Origin of the sequence: Cobetia sp. AM6, assembly GCF_009617955.1 — a bacterium.
In the GTDB taxonomy this organism is placed as follows: Bacteria; Pseudomonadota; Gammaproteobacteria; order Pseudomonadales; family Halomonadaceae; genus Cobetia; species Cobetia amphilecti.
Map to the genome: position 1 here is coordinate 3,427,594 of NZ_AP021868.1, position 19,443 is coordinate 3,447,036.

11 protein-coding genes are annotated in these 19,443 nt (G+C 66.0%); 8 read left to right on the forward strand and 3 right to left on the reverse strand.

Features of this window, described 5'->3' with window-relative positions; genetic code table 11:
• Nucleotides 1–301 precede the first annotated feature (301 nt).
• The 7 genes from CLAM6_RS14435 (at nucleotide 302) to betT (ending at nucleotide 12,016) form a co-directional block, all read left to right on the forward strand.
• On the forward strand, nucleotides 302–1,663 hold the full coding sequence (locus tag CLAM6_RS14435) for an efflux RND transporter periplasmic adaptor subunit (protein ID WP_172978718.1): 1,362 nt from the start codon (nucleotides 302–304) through the stop codon (nucleotides 1,661–1,663).
• The gene (locus CLAM6_RS14440; protein ID WP_225347219.1) at nucleotides 1,660–4,785 is read left to right on the forward strand and encodes an efflux RND transporter permease subunit; all 3,126 of its coding nucleotides are present in this window, start codon (nucleotides 1,660–1,662) and stop codon (nucleotides 4,783–4,785) included. Before CLAM6_RS14435 ends, CLAM6_RS14440 begins: the two co-directional genes overlap by 4 nt.
• A complete protein-coding gene (locus CLAM6_RS14445) occupies nucleotides 4,782–6,200 on the forward strand; it encodes an ATP-binding protein (RefSeq protein WP_153636474.1) in 1,419 nt (472 codons plus the stop codon). The genes CLAM6_RS14440 and CLAM6_RS14445 overlap by 4 nt, the downstream gene beginning before the upstream one ends.
• A gap of 33 nt (nucleotides 6,201–6,233) precedes the next feature.
• Nucleotides 6,234–6,977 (forward strand): response regulator, encoded by a 744-nt coding sequence (locus tag CLAM6_RS14450; RefSeq protein ID WP_052384687.1) that lies wholly within the window; start codon nucleotides 6,234–6,236, stop codon nucleotides 6,975–6,977.
• Nucleotides 6,978–7,176: 199 nt separating this feature from the next.
• Entirely contained in the window at nucleotides 7,177–7,572 is a 396-nt protein-coding gene (locus CLAM6_RS14455) for a hypothetical protein (protein ID WP_153636475.1), read from the forward strand.
• Nucleotides 7,573–7,815: 243 nt separating this feature from the next.
• Nucleotides 7,816–9,000, forward strand: a complete 1,185-nt coding sequence (locus tag CLAM6_RS14460) for a Spy/CpxP family protein refolding chaperone (protein WP_172978719.1) — start codon at nucleotides 7,816–7,818, stop codon at nucleotides 8,998–9,000.
• A 976-nt stretch (nucleotides 9,001–9,976) separates the two neighbouring features.
• Nucleotides 9,977–12,016 (forward strand): choline BCCT transporter BetT, encoded by a 2,040-nt coding sequence (gene betT, locus CLAM6_RS14465; RefSeq protein ID WP_153636477.1) that lies wholly within the window; start codon nucleotides 9,977–9,979, stop codon nucleotides 12,014–12,016.
• Nucleotides 12,017–12,142: 126 nt separating this feature from the next.
• On the opposite strand, the gene CLAM6_RS14470 is transcribed toward betT, so the two are convergent.
• Genes CLAM6_RS14470 through ptsP form a run of 3 tightly spaced genes read right to left on the reverse strand, consistent with a single transcriptional unit; the run spans nucleotide 12,143 to nucleotide 18,014 of the window.
• Nucleotides 12,143–13,930 (reverse strand): PTS fructose-like transporter subunit IIB, encoded by a 1,788-nt coding sequence (locus tag CLAM6_RS14470; protein WP_153636478.1) that lies wholly within the window; start codon nucleotides 13,928–13,930, stop codon nucleotides 12,143–12,145.
• Entirely contained in the window at nucleotides 13,927–14,970 is a 1,044-nt protein-coding gene (locus CLAM6_RS14475; protein WP_153636479.1) for a 1-phosphofructokinase family hexose kinase, read from the reverse strand. The genes CLAM6_RS14470 and CLAM6_RS14475 overlap by 4 nt, the downstream gene beginning before the upstream one ends.
• On the reverse strand, nucleotides 14,970–18,014 hold the full coding sequence (ptsP, locus tag CLAM6_RS14480; RefSeq protein ID WP_153636480.1) for a phosphoenolpyruvate--protein phosphotransferase: 3,045 nt from the start codon (nucleotides 18,012–18,014) through the stop codon (nucleotides 14,970–14,972). The genes CLAM6_RS14475 and ptsP overlap by 1 nt, the downstream gene beginning before the upstream one ends.
• 387 nt (nucleotides 18,015–18,401) lie before the next feature.
• On the opposite strand from ptsP, the gene cra reads away from it, so the two are divergent.
• Nucleotides 18,402–19,409: a catabolite repressor/activator gene (gene cra / locus CLAM6_RS14485; protein ID WP_054555669.1), complete on the forward strand. Its 1,008-nt coding sequence runs from the start codon at nucleotides 18,402–18,404 to the stop codon at nucleotides 19,407–19,409.
• Nucleotides 19,410–19,443 lie beyond the last annotated feature (34 nt).

The window sequence follows — 19,443 nt, forward strand, 5'->3', positions numbered from 1 at the left end:
GTTCAGCCAGGCTGACAGGAGGGTTCATCCCGTCAGCAGGCGCCGCCCGCCAGGCGCACGCGTGAAAAGCTGCCACTTCGTGTGGCAGCTTTTTTTGTGGGGCGCCAATCACGCAATGGCAGATTGCGTCTGTTGCACGCTATTTCCCATTTTGGCATTGCGCCTGAATGGCATCATGCGATCATCCACCCATTCGTCTGCCTTTCATGGCCATGATCCACCGCCCGCTCTGACCGACGCCAAAGCGACTGGCCAGAAGACGGCTGCGCATCAGGCCAGTCACTTTTCGTTCGGAGTCCGCATGGACCATAGCCCTGAGACGCCAGCGTCGTCTTCCGCGTCGCCCGCCCCTGCCGGCCGCCCCGCACCCTCCTCGCGGCGCCTGATCTGGATGCGCCTGCTGGCGCTGATCATTCTCGCGCTGGCGATCGCGCTGGCCGCCTGGTGGATGAATCATCGCCCCGGTGCGCCGAAGCGTGCTCCCAGCGAGGCGCCTGCGCCCACGGTCGAGGTAGTGACGGTCAGCCATGCCGCCAACGCCCCGACGCTTGAGGGCTTCGGTCGCGTGATCGCCGATCGTCAGACCACGGTCTCCACGCGCGTCAGCGGTCAGCTGGCCCCCTTCCCCGAAGGCATCGAGGCCGGCCGCGAGGTTCGCAAGAACCAGCTGCTGGCCAGTCTCGATCAACTGGATTATCAGCTGGCACTGCGTCAGGCCGAGGCGGATCTCGCCACGGCAGAGGCCAGTCTCGCCTCTGAAAAGGGCGAGCAGATCCGCGCCGCCTCGGAATACAAGACCTTCGGTCGCAACCTGCCGGCGGCCCAGAAAGCGCTGGTCCTGCGCGAGCCTCAGCTCAAGTCGGCCCAGGCCGCCGTGGAAAGCGCTCGCGCCAGCCGCGATCAGGCCAAGCTCAATCTGGCCCGCACCGAGATTCGCGCCCCCTACGACGGTCTGATCAGCGAGCGTCTGGTCGGCGAAGGCAGCGACCTCAACGCCTTCACCGACCTGTTGACGCTGGTGGCCACCGACCGCTTCTGGGTGCGCCTCAATCTGCCGCAGGCCGACATGGAATGGCTCTCGACCCACGCCCGTGATGGCCAGGGCACGCCGGTACTGCTCTCGAGCAAGGCCTGGCCGGATGGCCAGCATCGCCGTGGCGAAGTGTGGAGCGTGCTGCCGTCGCTGGAAGACAACGGCCTGCTGACCCAGGTGATGGTGGCGGTGGAAGACCCGCTGGCGCTCAATGTCTCCGAGGAGGCGCGCGCCAGCACCCCGGCGCTGCGCATCGGCGATGTGGTCGAGGCGACCCTGACACCCCAGCGCACCGCCTCGCTGATCGAACTGCCGATCAGTGCGCTGCGCAGCGGCCAGCAGGTCTGGGTGCTGACGGAGGACGGGCATCTCGAGAAGCGCTCGGTAGGCGTGCGCCATCTCGGCAATGACACCCTGCTGGTCGCCGACGGTCTGGTGGACGGCGAGCGCGTCATCACCAGCTCCCTGAGCAGCGTCGAAGCCGGCATGGCCCTGCGCGCGCGCGGCGATGCGGCGACGCCGACCGCCAAGACAACTGATGCCGAGACGGCTGACGACAAGACGACGGCTGGCGACAGGAGCACCACGGTTGCCGACAAGAACGCCACGACCACCGGAAGTGACTCATGACGGCACAGTCGCGCCTCAAGGGCCCCATCCGCTGGATGCACGATCACGGCGTCGCCGCCAACCTGTTGATGCTGTGTCTGATTCTCGGCGGCCTGCTGATGTCCAGTCAGATCAAGAAGGAGGTCTTCCCCTCCTTCGAGCTCGAGATCATCAACGTCAGCGTCAGCTATTCCGGTGCCACGCCGGATGAAGTCTCCGAGAGCCTGTTGCAGGCGATGGAGTCCGCGGTACAGGACGTGGAGGGCATCGAGGAGATCACCGCCACCGCCGAGGAAGGCCTCGGCTCGCTGTCCATCGAGCTGCAGGACGGCGTCGAGACCATGCGCGCCTATCAGGACATCCAGCAGGCCATCGACAGCATCACCACCCTGCCCGATGAATCCGACCCGCCCGTCTACTCGCTGGCGGGCCGCTCGCGCAGCGTGATGGAGCTCAAGCTGCATGGCCAGACCGATGACCAGACCCTGCGCAATGTCGCCGAGCGTCTGCGCCTGAGCCTGCTGGACAGCGACGACATCACCAAGGTGGAGCTGACCGGCATCCGTGACCGCGAGGTGCATGTCGCGCTGGAAGAAGGCGCGCTGCGTCGCTATGGTCTCTCGCATCAGGATATCGCCGGCCTGATCGGCAATCAGGCGCTCAACCTGGCCGGGGGCAGTCTCGATACCCAGCAGGGCGAATACCTGGTGCGCTATGAGGCGCGTCGCGACGGTGCCGCCGAGTTCGCGCAGCTGCCGGTGATCTCCAGCCAGGAAGGCAATGTCGTGCGTCTGGGCGATATCGCCACCGTCACCGACGGCTTCGCTGACAGTGACAAGGAAGTGCTCTACGACGGCGAACCGGCGATCGGTCTCGACATCTATCAGGTCGGCTCCCAGACGCCCAACGAGCTGTCCGCCGCGACCATGGCGATGCTGCCGCAATTGACCGCCAGCCTGCCGCGCGGACTGACGCTGAGCGTCGAGGACGATGACTCGCTGGTCTATCAGGACCGTCTGGAGCTGCTGCTCAAGAATGCCTGGATGGGGCTGGTACTGGTGCTGGTGCTGCTGGGGCTGTTCCTCGAGGCGCGTCTCGCCTTCTGGGTCACGCTGGGCATTCCCACCGCCTTCCTCGGCGCGATGCTGTTCCTGCCGCTGGTCGGCGTGTCCATCAACATGATCTCGATGTTCGCCTTCATCATCGCGCTGGGCATCGTGGTCGATGACGCCATCATCGTCGGCGAGAACATCCACTCGCACCGCGAGCGCGGCGCCAGCATGCGCGAAGCCGCCATTCTCGGCGCGCGCGAGATCGCGGTGCCGCTGGCGTTCTCGATCCTGTCCAACATCGTGGCCTTCATTCCGCTGCTGTTCCTGCCCGGCTTCCTCGGGCTGGTATTCGGCATCATCCCGCTGGTGGTGATCAGCATCTTCGCGCTGAGCTGGATCGAGGCGATCTTCATCCTGCCCGCGCACCTGGGTCACACCAGCGAGAAGCCGATCCGCTGGCTGGCACCGCTGGACCGCGTGCGCCATGGCGTCCAGCACGGTCTCGAGCGCTTCACGCGTCGCCGCTTCCAGCCCTTCCTCGAAGGGTGTCTGAACTATCGTGGCCTGACCGCCATCTGCGGCCTGGCGCTGCTGGTGCTGGCGATGGCCTGGATGGCCAGTGGCCGCCTCGGCTTCTCGCTGATGCCGCGTGTCGAGTCCAACCGTGCCGGTGTCACCGCCAACCTGCCGGTGGGCAGCCCGATCAGTCAGGACCGCGAAGTGCGCACCCTGCTGCTGGACGCGCTGGAGCGGGTCCGTGAGCGCGACGACGCCCCCGCGATCTATTCCACCAGCGCCGAGATCGAAGGCAACTCGCTGAGCATCATCGCCAATCTGGACACCACGGTGGAAGACAACTGGTCGCCCTCGCAGCTGATCACGGCCTGGCGTGAGGAAGCCGGCACCATCGCCAATACCGAGTCGCTGCTGTTCGAATCCGATATCGGCGGGCCGGGGCGCGGCGCGGGCCTCACCATCCGCCTCTCCTCGTCTGACAGTGGCGCGCTGATGGCTGCCGCCGAGTCGCTGGCGACGTCGCTTGAGGATTACAGCTCGCTGTCCGACATCGACAGCGGCCTGGATGACGGCAAGCGCGAGCTCTATCTGCAGCTCAATGCCTACGGTCGCTCGCTGGGACTGGATGGCGCCACCCTGGCCAACCAGCTGCGTGGCCCGCTGTCCGGCGCGACCGCCCTCAAGCAGCAGCAGGGTCGCAATGAGGTCGAGGTCAAGGTGCTGCTGCCCGAAGACCAGCGCGCGAGCCTCGCCCAGCTGGAGAACTTCGGCGTGCAGACCGGCAACGGCGTCAGCGTGCCCCTGGGGCTGGTGGCCGACATCGAGCAGGGACGCGCCGCGTCCAGCATTCTGCGCATCGACGGGCGCCGCGTGATCGAGGTCACCGCCAACGTCACCCCGTCCGACGCGGTCAGTCAGGTGATCACCAGTCTGGAAAGCGATGTCTACCCTCAGCTGAAGAGCCAGTATCCGAGCCTGAGCATCGGCTATGGCGGGCGTCAGGAAGAGACCGCCGACAACCTGGGGTCACTGCAGGTGTCGTTGCTGCTGACACTGGCGGCACTCTATCTGCTGCTGGCGTTGCCGTTCAGGAGCTATCTGCAGCCGCTGCTGGTGATGACGGCGATTCCCTTCGGCCTGATCGGCGCGGTCATCGGCCATCAGCTGATGGGCTATGGCCTGTCGGTGATCAGCCTGATGGGCATGCTGGCGCTGTCGGGCATCGTCATCAACGACGCCCTGGTGCTGATCGACTACGCCAACCGCCAGCGTCTGGCCGGCGCCACCGCGCGTGAGGCGATCATCATGGCGGCCACGCGGCGTCTGCGTCCCATCCTGCTGACGACGCTGACCACCTTCTTCGGCCTGGCGCCGATGATCTTCGAGACCTCGCGTCAGGCGCGCTTCATGATCCCGATGGCGGTCTCCATCGGCTTCGGCATCCTGTTCGCGACGGTGATCCTGCTGATTCTGGTGCCCTCGCTCTATCTGTTGCTGGAAGACCTGCAGCACAATCTGCGCCGCCTGCTGGGGCTGCCGCCCCGCACCCCGCGTCATGAGGAGCAGCCATCATGATGCCCGCCGTCACCGCCTGGCGCTCACGGCTGTCCGTGCGGCTGTTCGTGATCCTGCTGCTGACCAATGTCGTGATCGGCGGCAGCATCTACATGTTCATCTCCCACAGCATGGACAGAGGGTTCGCGGAGTATCTGGAGCAGACCCAGCAGGAGCGCATCGAGCTGATCTCGTCCGACCTGGTCAGCGCCTACGCCGCGGAAGGCAACTGGGACTGGATGAAGAGCCGGCGTAACTGGGGGCGCATCGTGCATTCCCAGGCGCCGCCAGACAGATTCGAGATACCGCCGGGCGCCAACATAAATCGCCCCCAGGACTACATGCTGCGCGATACCCGTGGCCAGCGCCTCAATGGGCCGCCGCGCCCCATCCCCGGCATGCGGTTCAAGGACCTCAAGCTGAACGGCGAGAAGATCGGCGAGCTGGGCTACCTGCCGGTGAGTGAATTCCTGCGCCGCGGCAAGGACCAGTATCTGGAGCGTCAATCGCGCAATCTGGCGACCATCATCCTGTCCTCCACCTTCGCCTCGCTGCTGGCGGCGGCCGGCATCGCCTGGTGGCTGGGCCATCGGGTGCGTGACCTCGCCAGTGGTGCCAGCCGTCTGTCGAGCGGCGACTATGCCACCCGCCTGCCGGTGCGCGGGCGGGATGAGCTGTCGCGGCTGGCCGGCGACTTCAATGCGCTGGCGCAGACGCTGGAGACCAACCGCGATTCGCGCCAGCGCTGGGTGAGTGATATCTCCCATGAGCTGCGCACGCCGCTGGCGGTGCTCAAGGGCGAGATCGAGGCCATGCAGGACGGTATCCGCCCGATGAGCCAGGACAGCCTCGGCTCGCTGGAGCAGGAGGTGGATGCCCTCAACCGCCTGGTGTCGGATCTGCGCCTGCTGGCCCAGAGCGATGCCGGCACCCTGGAAGCCTGGCGCGAGCCGCTGGAGCTGGATGCCCAGCTCAGCGATAGCCTGGACGACCTGCGTGGCTGGCTGGAAGACAGCGGCATCCAGCTGGAGACCGACATCCAGCTGCCGCTGCGCGTTCAGGGCGACATGCAGCGCCTGCATCAGCTGTGGAGCAACCTGGCCAGCAACACCCGCGCCTACACCGACTCGCCCGGCAAGTTGAGGGTCAGCCTGCTACGCGAGGCCGCCACACCCGGGGATGGCACCGGCCACCCCGGCTGGGCGGTCGTGCGCTGGGAAGACTCGAGCCCCGGCGTGCCAGAGGCCGAGCTTGCCCACCTCACCGAGCGCCTGTATCGGGTCGAGAACTCGCGCAACCGCTCCAGCGGGGGGTCAGGGCTGGGCCTGTCGATCGCCAGCGCGCTGGTCAGTGCGCATGATGGCCAGCTGGTACCGGGCCAGTCATCGCTGGGCGGACTGCGATGGGACATTCGCCTGCCGCTGTTGTCTACTTGAAACAGTCATTTTCATCTGCAAGGACTCTTGACCATGAGCGACGTTCACGCCGACACCACTGACGCCCGGGCCGAGACCCAGAAACCGCTGATTCTGGTGGTGGAAGACGAGCCCAAGATCGCAAGCCTGCTGTGCGATTATCTGGACGGCAGCGGGTATCGCACCCGGCATGTCGACGACGGCAACGCCGTCATCGCGGCGGTCAATGACGAGACGCCCGCCCTGGTATTGCTGGACCTCATGCTGCCGGGCACCGACGGCCTGACCCTGTGCCGCCAGCTGCGGGCCGAGGACAACCTGCTGCCCATCGTGATGCTGACCGCGCGGGTCGAGGAAGTGGACCGCCTGCTGGGGCTGGAGCTGGGCGCCGATGACTACATCTGCAAACCCTTCAGTCCGCGTGAGGTGGTGGCGCGCATCAAGGCCGTGCTGCGTCGCAGCCAGGCGCTTGATCAGACCCTCTCGCAGACCTCTGACAAGGGCCAGCTGGTGCTCAATGAGGAAGGTTGGCAGGCACTGGCCGATGGCAGTGACCTGGGCCTGACCGCGGTCGAGTTCCAGCTGCTCAAAGTGATGATGCAGTCGCCGGGGCGCATCTTCTCCCGCGACCAGCTGATGGACCACATGTACCGCGACCACCGCATCGTCTCCGAGCGCACGGTGGACTCCCACGTCAAGAAGCTGCGCCGCAAGATCGCCAATGTCTGGCCGGAGCGCGACGTGATTCGCTCCATCTATGGGGTCGGCTACAAGTTCGAGCCTGACGTGCTGGACTGATATCTCGCCTCGCGCAGGCCCTGAAACCTTTCAGAAACATGACAACCGCCGTCTGTGACCACAGACGGCGGTTGCGTTTTTGTTGCACCCACGGTGCGAACTTGCTGTCCAACTGCGACGGATACTGTCATCACTGCCTAAGCGAGAGCCATTTACTGCTGCTCAAGCGCGGGTCTACGCCACAAGTGAGGTATTCGTCATGTCCCACAGTCCTGCCAGTCGTGCTCTTTCCCGCACTCGCCTGATCGGTGCCGGCGTACTGAGCGTCATGCTGATGGCATCACCGCTGAGCGTGACCAGTGCCAGCGCCGCCGATGTCTCGCTGAACGTGCTGCTGGATGGCATCAGCCTGAACGCCAGCCAGCGTGCCACCCTCGACAAGCAATATCGCCACTATCGCCAGCAACGTCAGGCCGCAGAGAGCCATCACGACGCCAAGGCGCTTGCCAAGGCGCGCAAGGCCTACCTGGCCGATGTCGATCGCGTCCTGAATCGCCATCAGACCCAGCGCTTCCACCAGCAGTTCGACCGCCACTATCCGGCGAATGCCCAGGCGAACGCCAAGGCGGCGAAGAAGCGCCACCACGGTGGCTGATGGCAACCGCGTCTGAGTGCCCCGGGTTGAAACCTGGCGTCATCACCTTGATCAAGGACTCAGTCCCTACAGAATTCAGACCACAAGATCACGCTGCAGAAAAGACACAGCAAGCCGTTGCATGTTCCGCCCAGGCGCGTTGCACGCAACCCCATGAAACGTTGCACAGTGCCGGCACATTCACTGCTGATAATGCTCTTATCGCTTGATTCCGGCCCTTTATCTAGACACTCGGAGTACGCCATGAACCGCATTTCTCGCAAGCTCATCGTTTCCGGTCTGCTGACCGCCCTGGCACTGCCGATGACCGCCGTGGCCTCAAGCAACGACAAGCACCATGACGGCGCCGACCGCAAGGAAGGCCTCGACAAGATTCTCGCCAGCTGGCATCTCAGCGATGAACAGCAGCAACAGCTCGACGCACTCAAGCAACAGCAGATGGAAAGCCGCAAGCAGCTCAAGGAGCAGAAATTCGACTCCCGCGAAGCGCGCCACGACGCCATCCAGGCACAACGTGAAGAACACAAGGCCGCCCTGGCAGAGATTCTCGACGAGAATCAGGTCAAGGTGCTCGAAGCCTACTGGGCTGCCGGCAAGCCGATGCACGGCAAGCACATGGGCAAGCATGACGACAAACGTCACGGCGAAGGCAAGCATGCCGACGAACGTGGTGGCGAGCGCGGCGGCAAGCACATGGCCGGCGAACGCGGCGGCAAGCACATGGCCGACAACGGCAAGCAGCGCATGCAGCTGATGGGCGCCCTGTTCGACAGCTGGGACCTGGATGACGACCAGCGCAGCGCGCTCAAGGACTCCTTCAAGTCCATGCGTGACGACATGGAGTCACTCAAGAAGACCGACTTCGACTCGCGTGAAGCGCGCAAGGCCGCCTTCGAGGAACTGCGCAAGACCCAGCACGATCGTCTGGCCAAGGTGCTGGATGACGACCAGGTCAAGGTGCTGGACCTGATGCACCAGCGTGACAAGCGCGGTCCGAAGATGGCCGACCGTCAGCAGCAGGAAGGCATGAAGGCGCTGCTGGCCAGCTGGAACCTGAGCGATGACCAGATGCAGGCGCTCAAGGAAGTCCGCAAGGAAATGCGCGACGAGATGCATGACAGCATGAAAGAGATGCACGACGACATGCGCGATGCCATGCAGGACGCCGACACCAAGCAGGAGCGTGTCGCCGCCCGCCAGGAAATGCGCAAGGAAATGAAGGAGCAGCGCCTGGAGCTGCGTGAGGAAGGCCGCGAGAAGCTCGCCGATGTGCTGTCCGCCGAGCAGCTCGATGCGCTGGAAGCCTTCATGGCCAATGGCATGCGCCATCACGCTGGCAAGCATCATGGTGGCATGAAGGGTGACATGAAGGGCGGCGACATGAAGCGCGGCCCGATGCATGACGCCGACCAGTCTGAAGATGCCTGAGTCAGGCCATCACCTTGGCAACTGAAAGCCGGCTGATCGATAATCCGGCGAGGTAAGAATCAGCCGGTCGCGCCCCGGACGATCGGCCCCCGGACACAGCCATTCAGCAGCCCCGCTGACGTCAATTTCGCCGCCCCGGCCACGATTCTGTGGTCGGGGCGGCGTCGTTGTGTCCTTTTACCGACAGCGATGTTTCCGAGCACGACACCGCGCCTGCGAGGCTCTGCCATCGGGCCTCGCGGCGACGTGATCGCGACACGAGGATAAGCGGAAGCGACAGTTGCACTGCCTTTTTCCCCAAAGGGGGGTTATATTTTTATTGAACAATCAATTAAAATAATTCTGCAAGGCTTTGAGCATTACACGGCGTGATGATGTGAGTCGCGTTTTCCTGACTGCTGAGCTCCCCTCCGCTGCCGATCTCGACCGGCGGCAGCAAGACGGGATGCCTGCAACCGTCACAGGAAAGCGGACCCGGCAGATGCCGACGAGACTGACGCCTGCCATCCCGGCAACTTCAAGGGAGCAAGCGATGGCGACCGCCACGGACTCGCGAGCAGACACCGGAGTGACCCGCCCCTTCGCGAGAAGGCGGGTGACGTCCAGGGACGCCGAGTAGACGTTCGAAGTGATGAGAGCAGCACGATGAAGGCCAGGCGTTCCCCAGCGCTCGACCCGCCATCGTTCTTCTGCGGCCAATCTGGCCTGCAGGAAAGGGGCCGCACCACGGTGCGCACCCGGCGTCTCTCATGAATTGCCCATCGGCATTTCTTGCTTGCTGCCCAGCGATGCCCCTGCAATCGCGTCGTCACGGCAGTCGACACTGCCGCTGCTGCAAGTTCCGCCCCGCGCGTGAGCTGAGCACGGCCCGTGCCGTTCGTGTCCGTCTTTTCCTGCACGCCACCCGCAAATTCTGCGGCTGACGGGCAGCTAAGCACCACGCACGAGTGAAACTTCCCCTGATAAGGAGTTGCTCATGCAGAAACCTGCTTCCGCCGAGAACGCCACGCCGTCCTCGAGTCGTATCAACCCGACGGTCTTCTACGGATCGATCATCGGTATCCTCGCCTTCCTGGCCTTCGCGATGCTGTTCACCGAACAGGCCGACGCCTGGATCGGCAGCGCCCTGGGCTGGACCATCGACACCTTCGGCTGGTTCTACATGCTGGCCATCGTCGCCTATCTGGTCTTCGGGGTGCTGATCGCCTGCTCGCGCTTCGGGCGCATTCGTCTCGGGCCGGATGATTCACGCCCGGAATTCTCGCTGCTGTCCTGGTCGGCGATGCTGTTCGCGGCCGGTATCGGCATCGACATCCTGTTCTACTGCATCGCCGAACCGCTGTCCCACTACGTGGCGCCGGTGACCGGTGACCCGCAGACCCAGGCGGCGATCCGCAACGCCATGGTGGAAACCTTCTTCCATTGGGGCCTCTCCGGCTGGGGCATCTATGTGCTCGCCGGCATGTCGCTGGCCTACTTCAGCTACCGCCACCGCCTGCCACTGGCGATCCGCTCGGCCTTCTACCCGCTGCTCGGCAACCGCATCAATGGCCCGATCGGCAACGCCGTGGACATCTTCGCGATCATCTCCACCGTGTTCGGCATCGCCACCTCGCTGGGCATCGGCGTCATCCAGCTCAACTACGGCCTCAAGTTCATGCTCGGCGTGCCCGAGAACCTCGCCGTCCAGGCCGCGCTGATCATCGGCGTGATGGTACTGGCGACCATCTCCGTGATCACCGGTGTCGAGAAAGGCATCCGCCTGCTGTCCGAGTTCAACATGCTGCTGGCCACCGCGCTGCTGATCTTCGTGCTCGCCGTCAGCGACACCTCGCAGCTGCTCAACGCCCTGGTGCTCAATGTCGGTGACTACATCACCCAGTTCACCGCCAAGAGCTTCGATACCTACGCCTACACCCCGGGTACCGATGAGTGGATGAGCGGCTGGACGCTGTTCTTCTGGGGCTGGTGGATCGCCTGGACCCCGTTCGTCGGCCTGTTCCTGGCGCGTATCTCGCGCGGTCGTACCATCCGTCAGTTCGTGTTCGGCGCGCTGCTGATTCCGCTGAGCTTCATGATGGTGTGGATGAGCGTATTCGGTAATTCCGCCATCGACATGGTCGCCAATCAGGACGTCGCCACACTGGCCACCGAAGCCCTGAACGCACCGCAGAACACCATCTACACCTTCCTGGAGCAGCTGCCCTACTCCACCATCACCACCGCCGTGGTGGCGATTCTGGGTATCGTGTTCTTCGTGACCTCCGCCGATTCCGGCGCCCTGGTACTGGCCAACTTCACCTCCATCCTCAAGGACGTGAACCACGATGCGCCGATCTGGCTGCGCATATTCTGGTCCGCCATCATCGGCCTGCTGACGCTGGCACTGTTGATGGTCGGGGGGCTGAGCGCGCTGCAGAGCGCCGTGGTGATCACCGCCGTGCCCTTCTCCATCGTGCTGATCTTCATGATGATCGGCATGTACAAGGCGTTGATGATCGAGGACCGCAAGGAGAACGTGCGTCAGGACAACAGCTGCGTCTACGAAGGTGTCGACTGGCATGAGCGTCTGGACCACGTGCTCGACTTCGCCCAGAGCGGCAGTTCCGAGGCGACTCTCAAGCGCTCCATCCGCCCGGCCCTCAACCAGCTGGCCGAGGAGCTCAATCGTCGCGGTCAGGTCTCGAGCGTCACCGAAGAGACGCTGGAAGATGAGCCGCTGCCCCGCGTGACGCTGGAAGTCGAGTTCGAGGACGCCTCCAACTTCGTCTACCAGGTGCGTGCGGTGCGCCAGCAGACGCCGAGCTTCATCGACGCCAATGACGACTTCTACCTGCGTCTGGAAGTGCACCTCTCCGAGGGTGGCAGCGGTCAGGAGCTCAACGGCCTGTCGCGGGCCCAGGTGCTCGACGAAGTCGTCACCGCCTACCAGCAGCACCTGGCCTTCGTGCGCCACGATACGGTCAATGAAGCCCCGGCGATGCCTGGCGTGATCGGCAAGTCCGAACTGGACTGATCGAAGCTGGACTGAGCGCCTGCGCTCGGCCTGCAATGCAAAAGCCCCCGCCGGGAGACCGGCGGGGGCTTTTTGCGTCTTGCCTTGTGCGTTTGCGGCTTGCGTCCTTACCTGACTGCCAGCGGCTCAGGTCGCGGCTGCGGTCTCGACCTGCTGGGCGCCCTTCTTGATCAGCGCATAGCCGATGCCCGTCACCAGGGTGCCGGCGACGATGGCGCCCAGGTACATCAGCGGCACGTTGATGGCGTTGGGAATCAGCAGCACGAACAGCCCGCCGTGCGGCGCCAGCAGCTTGGCCCCTATCAGCATCGACAGTGCACCGGTGACGGCACCACCGACCATGCAGGCCGGAATCACGCGCAGCGGGTCCTTGGCGGCGAACGGAATCGCACCCTCGGAGATGAAGCACAGGCCGAGAATGAAGCTGGCCTTGCCCGCCTCACGCTCCGGCTCGGCGAACTTGGCACGCGCGATGAAGCTGGCCAGCCCCATGCCCAGCGCCGGCACCATGCCAGCCGCCATGATGGCCGCCATCGGCGCATAGGTCTCGCTGGCCAGCAGGCCGACACCGAAGGCGTAGGCGGCCTTGTTGACCGGGCCACCGAGGTCGAAGCACATCATCGCGCCGAGCAGAATGCCCAGCAGCACGGCATTGGCCGAGCCCATCGATTCGAGGAATTCGGTCAGCGTCGCCATCAGCCCCGCTACCGGCGTGCCGACCACGTAGATCATCACCAGACCGGTGACCATGCTCGCCACCAGCGGGATGATCAGGATCGGCTTGAGCGATTCGATCGACTGCGGCAGCTTGACGAAACGGCTCAGCCCCAGCGCGCTGTAGCCCGCAAGGAAGCCGGCGATGATGCCGCCGAGGAAGCCGGCGTCCAGGGTAGCGGCCAGCCAGCCACCGATCATGCCCGGCGTGATGCCCGGGCGGTCGGCGATGGAGTAGGCGATATAGCCCGCCAACACCGGAATCATCAGCTTGAAGGCCGAGCCACCGCCGATCTGCATCAGCGCCGCCGCCAGGGTGCCTTCTTCCTCGAAGGCCTTGATGCCGAACACGAAGGACAGCGCGATCATCAGGCCGCCCGCCACCACCATCGGTAGCATGAAGGACACGCCGGTCAGCAGGTGCTTGTAGGGGCCGCGCTTCTCGCCCTTCTGCTGACTGCCCTGACCGCCCGCGGCGGTGGCGGATTCCATCTCGGCGCCTTCCAGTGCCTGCTCGATGGTATCGCGCGGCTTCTTGAGCGCGGTGCCGGTGGAGGTCCGCCAGACCCGCTTGCCGGCGAAGCGCGTCGGGTCGACCTCGATATCACAGGCCAGAATCACCACCTCGGCCGCGGCGATCTCCTGCTCGGTCAGCGCATCCTGCGCGCCCACCGAGCCCTGGGTCTCGACCCGCGTCGGGTAACCCAGCGCTCGCCCTGCCTCGCTCAGGGCCTCGGCGGCCATGAAGGTATGCGCCACGCCGGTCGGGCAGGCGGTGACCGCGACGATGGACGGCTTGTGCGCCACCTCTCCACCAGCTGCGCTTGCTGCGCCGCTGGCCGTCGTGCTGACAGTCGCAGCCACGTCGGCGATGTCCTTGGCTTCCAGCACGCGGGCGCGGGCCTCGGCATTGGCCAGGAAGGCGGCGGGGTCCGGCAGCGCCTCTTCGATGGGCGCGACATGCACGCGCTTGCCGACGAAACGCTCGAGGCCGGCGCTGGTCATCGGCGACGCCGCGACGATCACCAGTTCGGCGGCGGCGAGCTGGGCATCGCTCAACACGAGTTCACGCTCGAATTGCGAGCGCATGTCGATGAGGGGCTCCCAGTCGCGACGACGGGCGGCCTGCTCCAGGCGGCGCGCCGCCAGGAAGCTGGTCGCCATGCCGCTCGGGCAGGCGGTAACGATGATGACATTCATGGGCGTGGCTCTCCGGCTGTCGCGACCTCGGCACTGGCCAATGTCTCGATGCTGGTGTGTTGTTGGAGGGTTTCAAGCTCCGGGGCGGCGGGATTGCCCGGCCCCGGGTGGGTCACGGCCTCGGCGGAAAGCGCCGTGGCATGACGCAGAATTTGTTCACGCATGGCCGCCGTGGGTGTCGGATGGCAGAGCACCCCATGCAGCATGGCGGCCAGCAGGGTATCACCGGCACACACGGTACTGACCACTCGCATGCGCGGCGGGCGTGCCCGCAGTGTCTCGGCGCCGGGGCTTGCCCACAGCACGCCTTCCGGGCCGGCAGAGATCAGCGCCTGCTCGATACCGTGCTCGACCAGACTCGCCAGCGCACGCTGACGGGCGGCGTCGCTCTCCAGCGGCTCGCCCGCCCACAGCGCCAGTTCCTGCTCATTGGGCTTCACGCCGCTGGGCGGCACCGCCAGACCGGCTTCGAGTGCCGTGCCGCTGGTGTCCAGCCAGCAGGCAATGCGGCGGGCACGCACCCGCTGCACCAGGCTCGCCAGCTGCTCGCTGCTGACACCCGGCGGCAGGCTGCCGGCGATGACGACGGCACAGCGCTCCGGGCTGCCCTCGGCCTGCTGGCGATCGATCCACTCATCGATGCGCCCCTCAAGCCGCGTGAAGGCGGCCTCATCGACCTGCATGCCCGCGCCGTTGATATCGGTGACACGGCCACTGGCCTCCCCGAGCTTGACGTTGATGCGGGTCGCGCCCGCGACGCGTTCGAAGGCATCACTCAGCCCCCACTCGGCGAAGGCGGCCTCGAAATCGGCCTGGTTGTCGGCGCCCAGAAAGCCGCTCAGCGTCACCGGATGGCCCAGCGTCGCCAGCACCCGCGCGACATTGATGCCCTTGCCCGCCGCCTCGAGATGGTGGCTGCGCGCCCGGTTGACCTTGCCCGGCACCAGGTTGTCGAGGCCGATGGTCATGTCCAGCGCCGGGTTGAGCGTCACGCACAATACCGGGCAGTCGGCGGCCTGACGCGTCGTGTTGTCACTCATCACACTGACTCCCGCGGGCTGTGTCCATTACTGTCCGCATCACTGGCCGCATGACTGGCCGCAGCGCCTGAGGTGACCTCGGCAACCGAAGGCTCGCCCTGCTCGAGCAGCGCTTCCAGAGCACTGCGCACGTCTTCCGAGGTCGGCTGGGCCAACGCGACCCGCGCCTGCTCACGTGCCGTGGCCAGGTCCAGCTCGCGCACCCGCGCCTTGACCAGCGGAATCTGGCGGCTGGACACCGACAGCTCATCCACGCCCAGCCCGACCAGTACGCCGACGGCCTGGTCATCACTGGCCAGCTCACCGCAGACGCCGACCCAGGCACCGTGGGCGTGGGCGGCACTGACGGTCATCTCGATCAGGCGCAACACCGCCGGATGCAGGCCATCGGCCTGAGCCGAGAGCGTCGCATGGCCACGGTCGATCGCCAGGGTGTACTGGGTCAGGTCATTGGTGCCCACCGAGAAGAAGTCGACTTCCGGCGCGATGCTGGCAGCAGTCAGCGCCGCCGAGGGGATCTCGATCATCACGCCGACCTGCACGTCGCGCACCGGCGGCTGGCCATGTTCGGCCGCGTAGGCGGCGTCCAGCTCGGCACGCACGCGATCGACGATGGCACGCGCGCCACGCAGCTCGGCCAGGTCCTTGACCATCGGGAACATCAGGCGAATCGGCCGCGCACCGGCGGCCGTCAGCAGCGCCCGCACCTGGGTCTCGAGCACTTCCGGGCGCGTCAGGGCGAGGCGAATGCCGCGCAGGCCGAGGAAGGGGTTGTCCTCACGCGGCAGCGGCCAGTACGGCAGCGGCTTGTCGCCGCCGACATCCAGCGTGCGTGCCACCAGCGGCCGCCCCTCGAGCGCATCCAGCGCCTCACCGTACTGGGCGGTCTGGGTGGCGAGGTCCGGCGCCTGCGGGTGCGCCATGAACACGAATTCGGTACGCAGCAGGCCGACACCCTCGGCACCACGCTCGACGGCGTCGCCGGCATGGGCGGTGTTGCCCAGATTGGCGACCACCTCGACATGATGGCCATCCAGGGTCGTGGCGGGCGCCATGCGCGACTCCCAGGCGGCGGCCTGGCGCTGCTCATGCCCGGCGATCGCCTCTTCGGCACGCGCGCGGCGACTGGCCGAGGGCATCACGCTGACGCGGCCTCGTTCACCATCGACGATCAGCTCGCTGCCATCGGCGATCGCCAGCACGCTCGGGCCAGCCCCGACCACCGCCGGAATGCCCAGCGAACGCGCCAGAATCGCGCTGTGCGAGGTCGCCCCGCCCAGCGCCGTGACCAGACCCCGCACGCGAGTGGTATCCAGGCGTGCCACATCCGACGGGCCGATGTCCTCGGTCACCAGCACATGCGGTGTCTCGGGGGCACTGGGCAGCGGCGTATCGGTCAGCACGCCGAGCACCCGCCGCCCGACATCGCGCAGGTCGGCGGCGCGTTCGGCCAGCAGGCGATCGGCGAGGTTTTCCTGGGCGCTGGCGGCGCTGTCGATGGCCGACCACCACGCCGCTTCGGCGCTGTGGCCTTCATCGAGGCTTTCGCGCGCCGCGGCAAACAGCTCCGGATCGCCGAGCATCTCCTCGTGCATCGAGAGAATCTCGGCCATCTCGGCGCCTTCGGCGCGATTGACCAGCGCCAGCAACTGCTCGCGCGCGGTCTGGATACTGGCCACCAGGCGCTCAGCTTCACGATCGGCGCCGGCATCGCTGCGCGTCTCGTAGACGAAGCGCGGCAGGCGCATCACCCAGCACGGCGCGATGGCCATGCCCGGCGAGGCGGCTACCGCAGGCACCACGCTATCGGCGGCGGGAGCGGCCTGCAGGGTGTCGCGGGTGGCTTGCTGTTCGCTGGCCTCCAGCGGCGTGGCGGCGTCGGCGCGCCAATCGGCCAGCGGCTCCACCGCCTCGCCGAGACCGGCCTGCACCGCGCTCACCATCATGCTCAGTGCCGCCTGATTGGCCGCCGAGTCATCCCCGGAGGCGCTGAAAATCAACGTCTGGCCGCGGCGTGCGCCCAGCCCCAACACCTTGGTCAGACTGGCGGCACTGACCACACCGCTGTCATCGCCTTCCAGTCGCAACGCCGGAATGACGCCATGCTGCTCACCGGCTTCGCGCGCCGCCTGTACCAGCTGCTTGGCCGGACGCGCATGCAGGCCGTGGGCATTGAGCAACACGACCTGAGCCAGCTGCGCCGTGGCGGACTCCCCCGACAGCCGCGCCAGCAGGGCGCTGGCCGACAGGCCCGGCAGGCTTTCGCCCGCGCCCTCTTCCAACAGCGTCAGCAGGCGCTCCAGCAACGGCTGATGCTGGCCCTGCTGGGCATCGACTGCCAGACAGGCCAGCGCAGTGATGCGTCCGTGGCGCGTCTCCAGCGCCTTCTCCGGCGTGACGATGGCCAGCGCCGAGCGGGTGACATCCTGCTGCGACTGCGCCAGCCACACGCCCTGCCCCAGCGCTACCGGTTGGGCAGCGAGCATGGCCGAGATGAAACCATCGCTGACACAACCGGCCTGACGCAGGCGCGCGGCCCCCGCCAGTACCAGCTCGTCACGATCGCGCGCGGGGAAACCGCACAGCAGCGTCTCGGCATCCAGCCGCGGCGGCACCACCTCGCGGCCCAGCTCGCTCAGCACTTCCTCGGCGGTGGTCGCCGAGGCCAGGCGCTCACTGACACCGTCGCGATCCAGCACACGCGTCAGCGCGCGCAGGATATCGAGATGCTCATCGGACTGTGCCGCGATGGTCACCAGCAGGAAGACGCGATTGCCGTCGTGCCACTCCACGCCCTGCGGAAACTGCAGGACACGCACCCCGGTGGCCAGCACGGCCTCGCGGCTGTCCGGCGTACCGTGGGGGATCGCGATCCCCTGCCCCAGGTAGGTGGAAGACTGGGCTTCACGCGCCAGCAGGCCCTCACGGTAGTCGGGCGTGGCGCGCCCACCGGCGACCAGGGCATCGGCGGCCTGTTGCAAGGCATCGCGCCAGTCGCTGGCATGGGCGGCGAGAAGGATGTCCTCGCGATCAAGACTGAGCATGGCTGGCTCCTTGAGGCTCCCTTCTGATGAGGAGCCTGGATGTTGGCGGTGCGCTGCAAACGTGTCTTTCAGCTGCCGCGACACGTCACTTGGCGAGTTCCGACAGGGTAGCGGCGTCATGGTGTGATGACGAGCGTGCTGAATCGTGTCACCTCAATAGGGCTCATGCTGGCCGTTTTCTTGCGCCCGATCAAGCGAACACAAACCGAAAACGTGCTTCTGGTGACTAGACATTGGGTGTAGAGCCGCCTGTGGCGCGGGCTCGAGAGGTGTCGAGCGAGGCGTGCCCGGCGCAGAGAGGATTTGCACCCGAGCCCACAAGTGCGCATCATTCCTCGCACATGGAGCACGCAGATCCCGTTCCCCCTTTCCAGCAAGGACAGTGGCATGACCCTGGCAGAAATCGCGCGTCTTGCAGGCGTTTCACGCACCACCGCCAGTTATGTGGTCAATGGGCAGGCACAGGCACGACGTATCAGCCCCCAGACGGTCGAGCGCGTCATGGCGGTGGTACAACGTCATCACTATCGGATCGATGCCCAGGCAGCCGCGCTGCGGCGTGGCGAAAGCCGCACGCTGGGCTTCATGCTGCCGGATCTGGAGAACGCCAGTTATGCCCGCCTGGCCAAGTTGCTGGAGCGCGGGGCGCGTGAGCGCGACTATCAGCTGTTCATCGTCTGCTCCGACGATGAGCCGGAAACCGAGCGCGAGCTGGCGCGCATGCTCAAGGCGCGGCGGGTCGATGCGCTGATCACCGCCAGCTGCCTGTCTCCCGATGACCCCTTCTACCGCGAACTGGCGCTGGATGGCTTCCCGGTCATCGGTGTCGACCGCGCGCTGGATACGCGCCACTTCGCCAGCGTGGTCAGCAACAATGAAGATGCCGCCCGCCAGCTGACCGAAGCCGTGCTGGAACACGCGCCGCAGCGACTGCTGTGGCTGGATGCCTTGCCGGAGATCGATATCACGCGGGCGCGTGCCAGCGGCATGCAGGCGGCGCTGGCGCACTATCAGCAGCGCACCGGCAGCAGCGAGCTTGAGGCCACCACCCTGCATGCCGCGCGTTACGAGCGCGAGGCGGGCGCGGCGGCGCTGACCGAGCATCTCCGCCATTCACCGCTGCCGGACGCCATCGTCACTGCCTCCTACACCCTGATGGATGGCGTGCTCGATGTGCTGTTCGCCGAGGGGCCGCCGGCCAATCCGCCCAAGGCGATGGCCAGCTTCGGCGACGACCGCCTGCTCGACTTCCTGCCGCTGCCGATCCATTCACTGCCCCAGCGTCACCAGCAGATCGCCGATGCGACGCTGACGCTGGCGCTGCAGGGCATTCAGGGCCAGACCACGCCCGGCGTGACGCTGGTGGAACGCGAACTGCGCCGCCGCCAGCACTGAGGTGATGCCTGAGGTGATGTATCTGGCCGAAGGC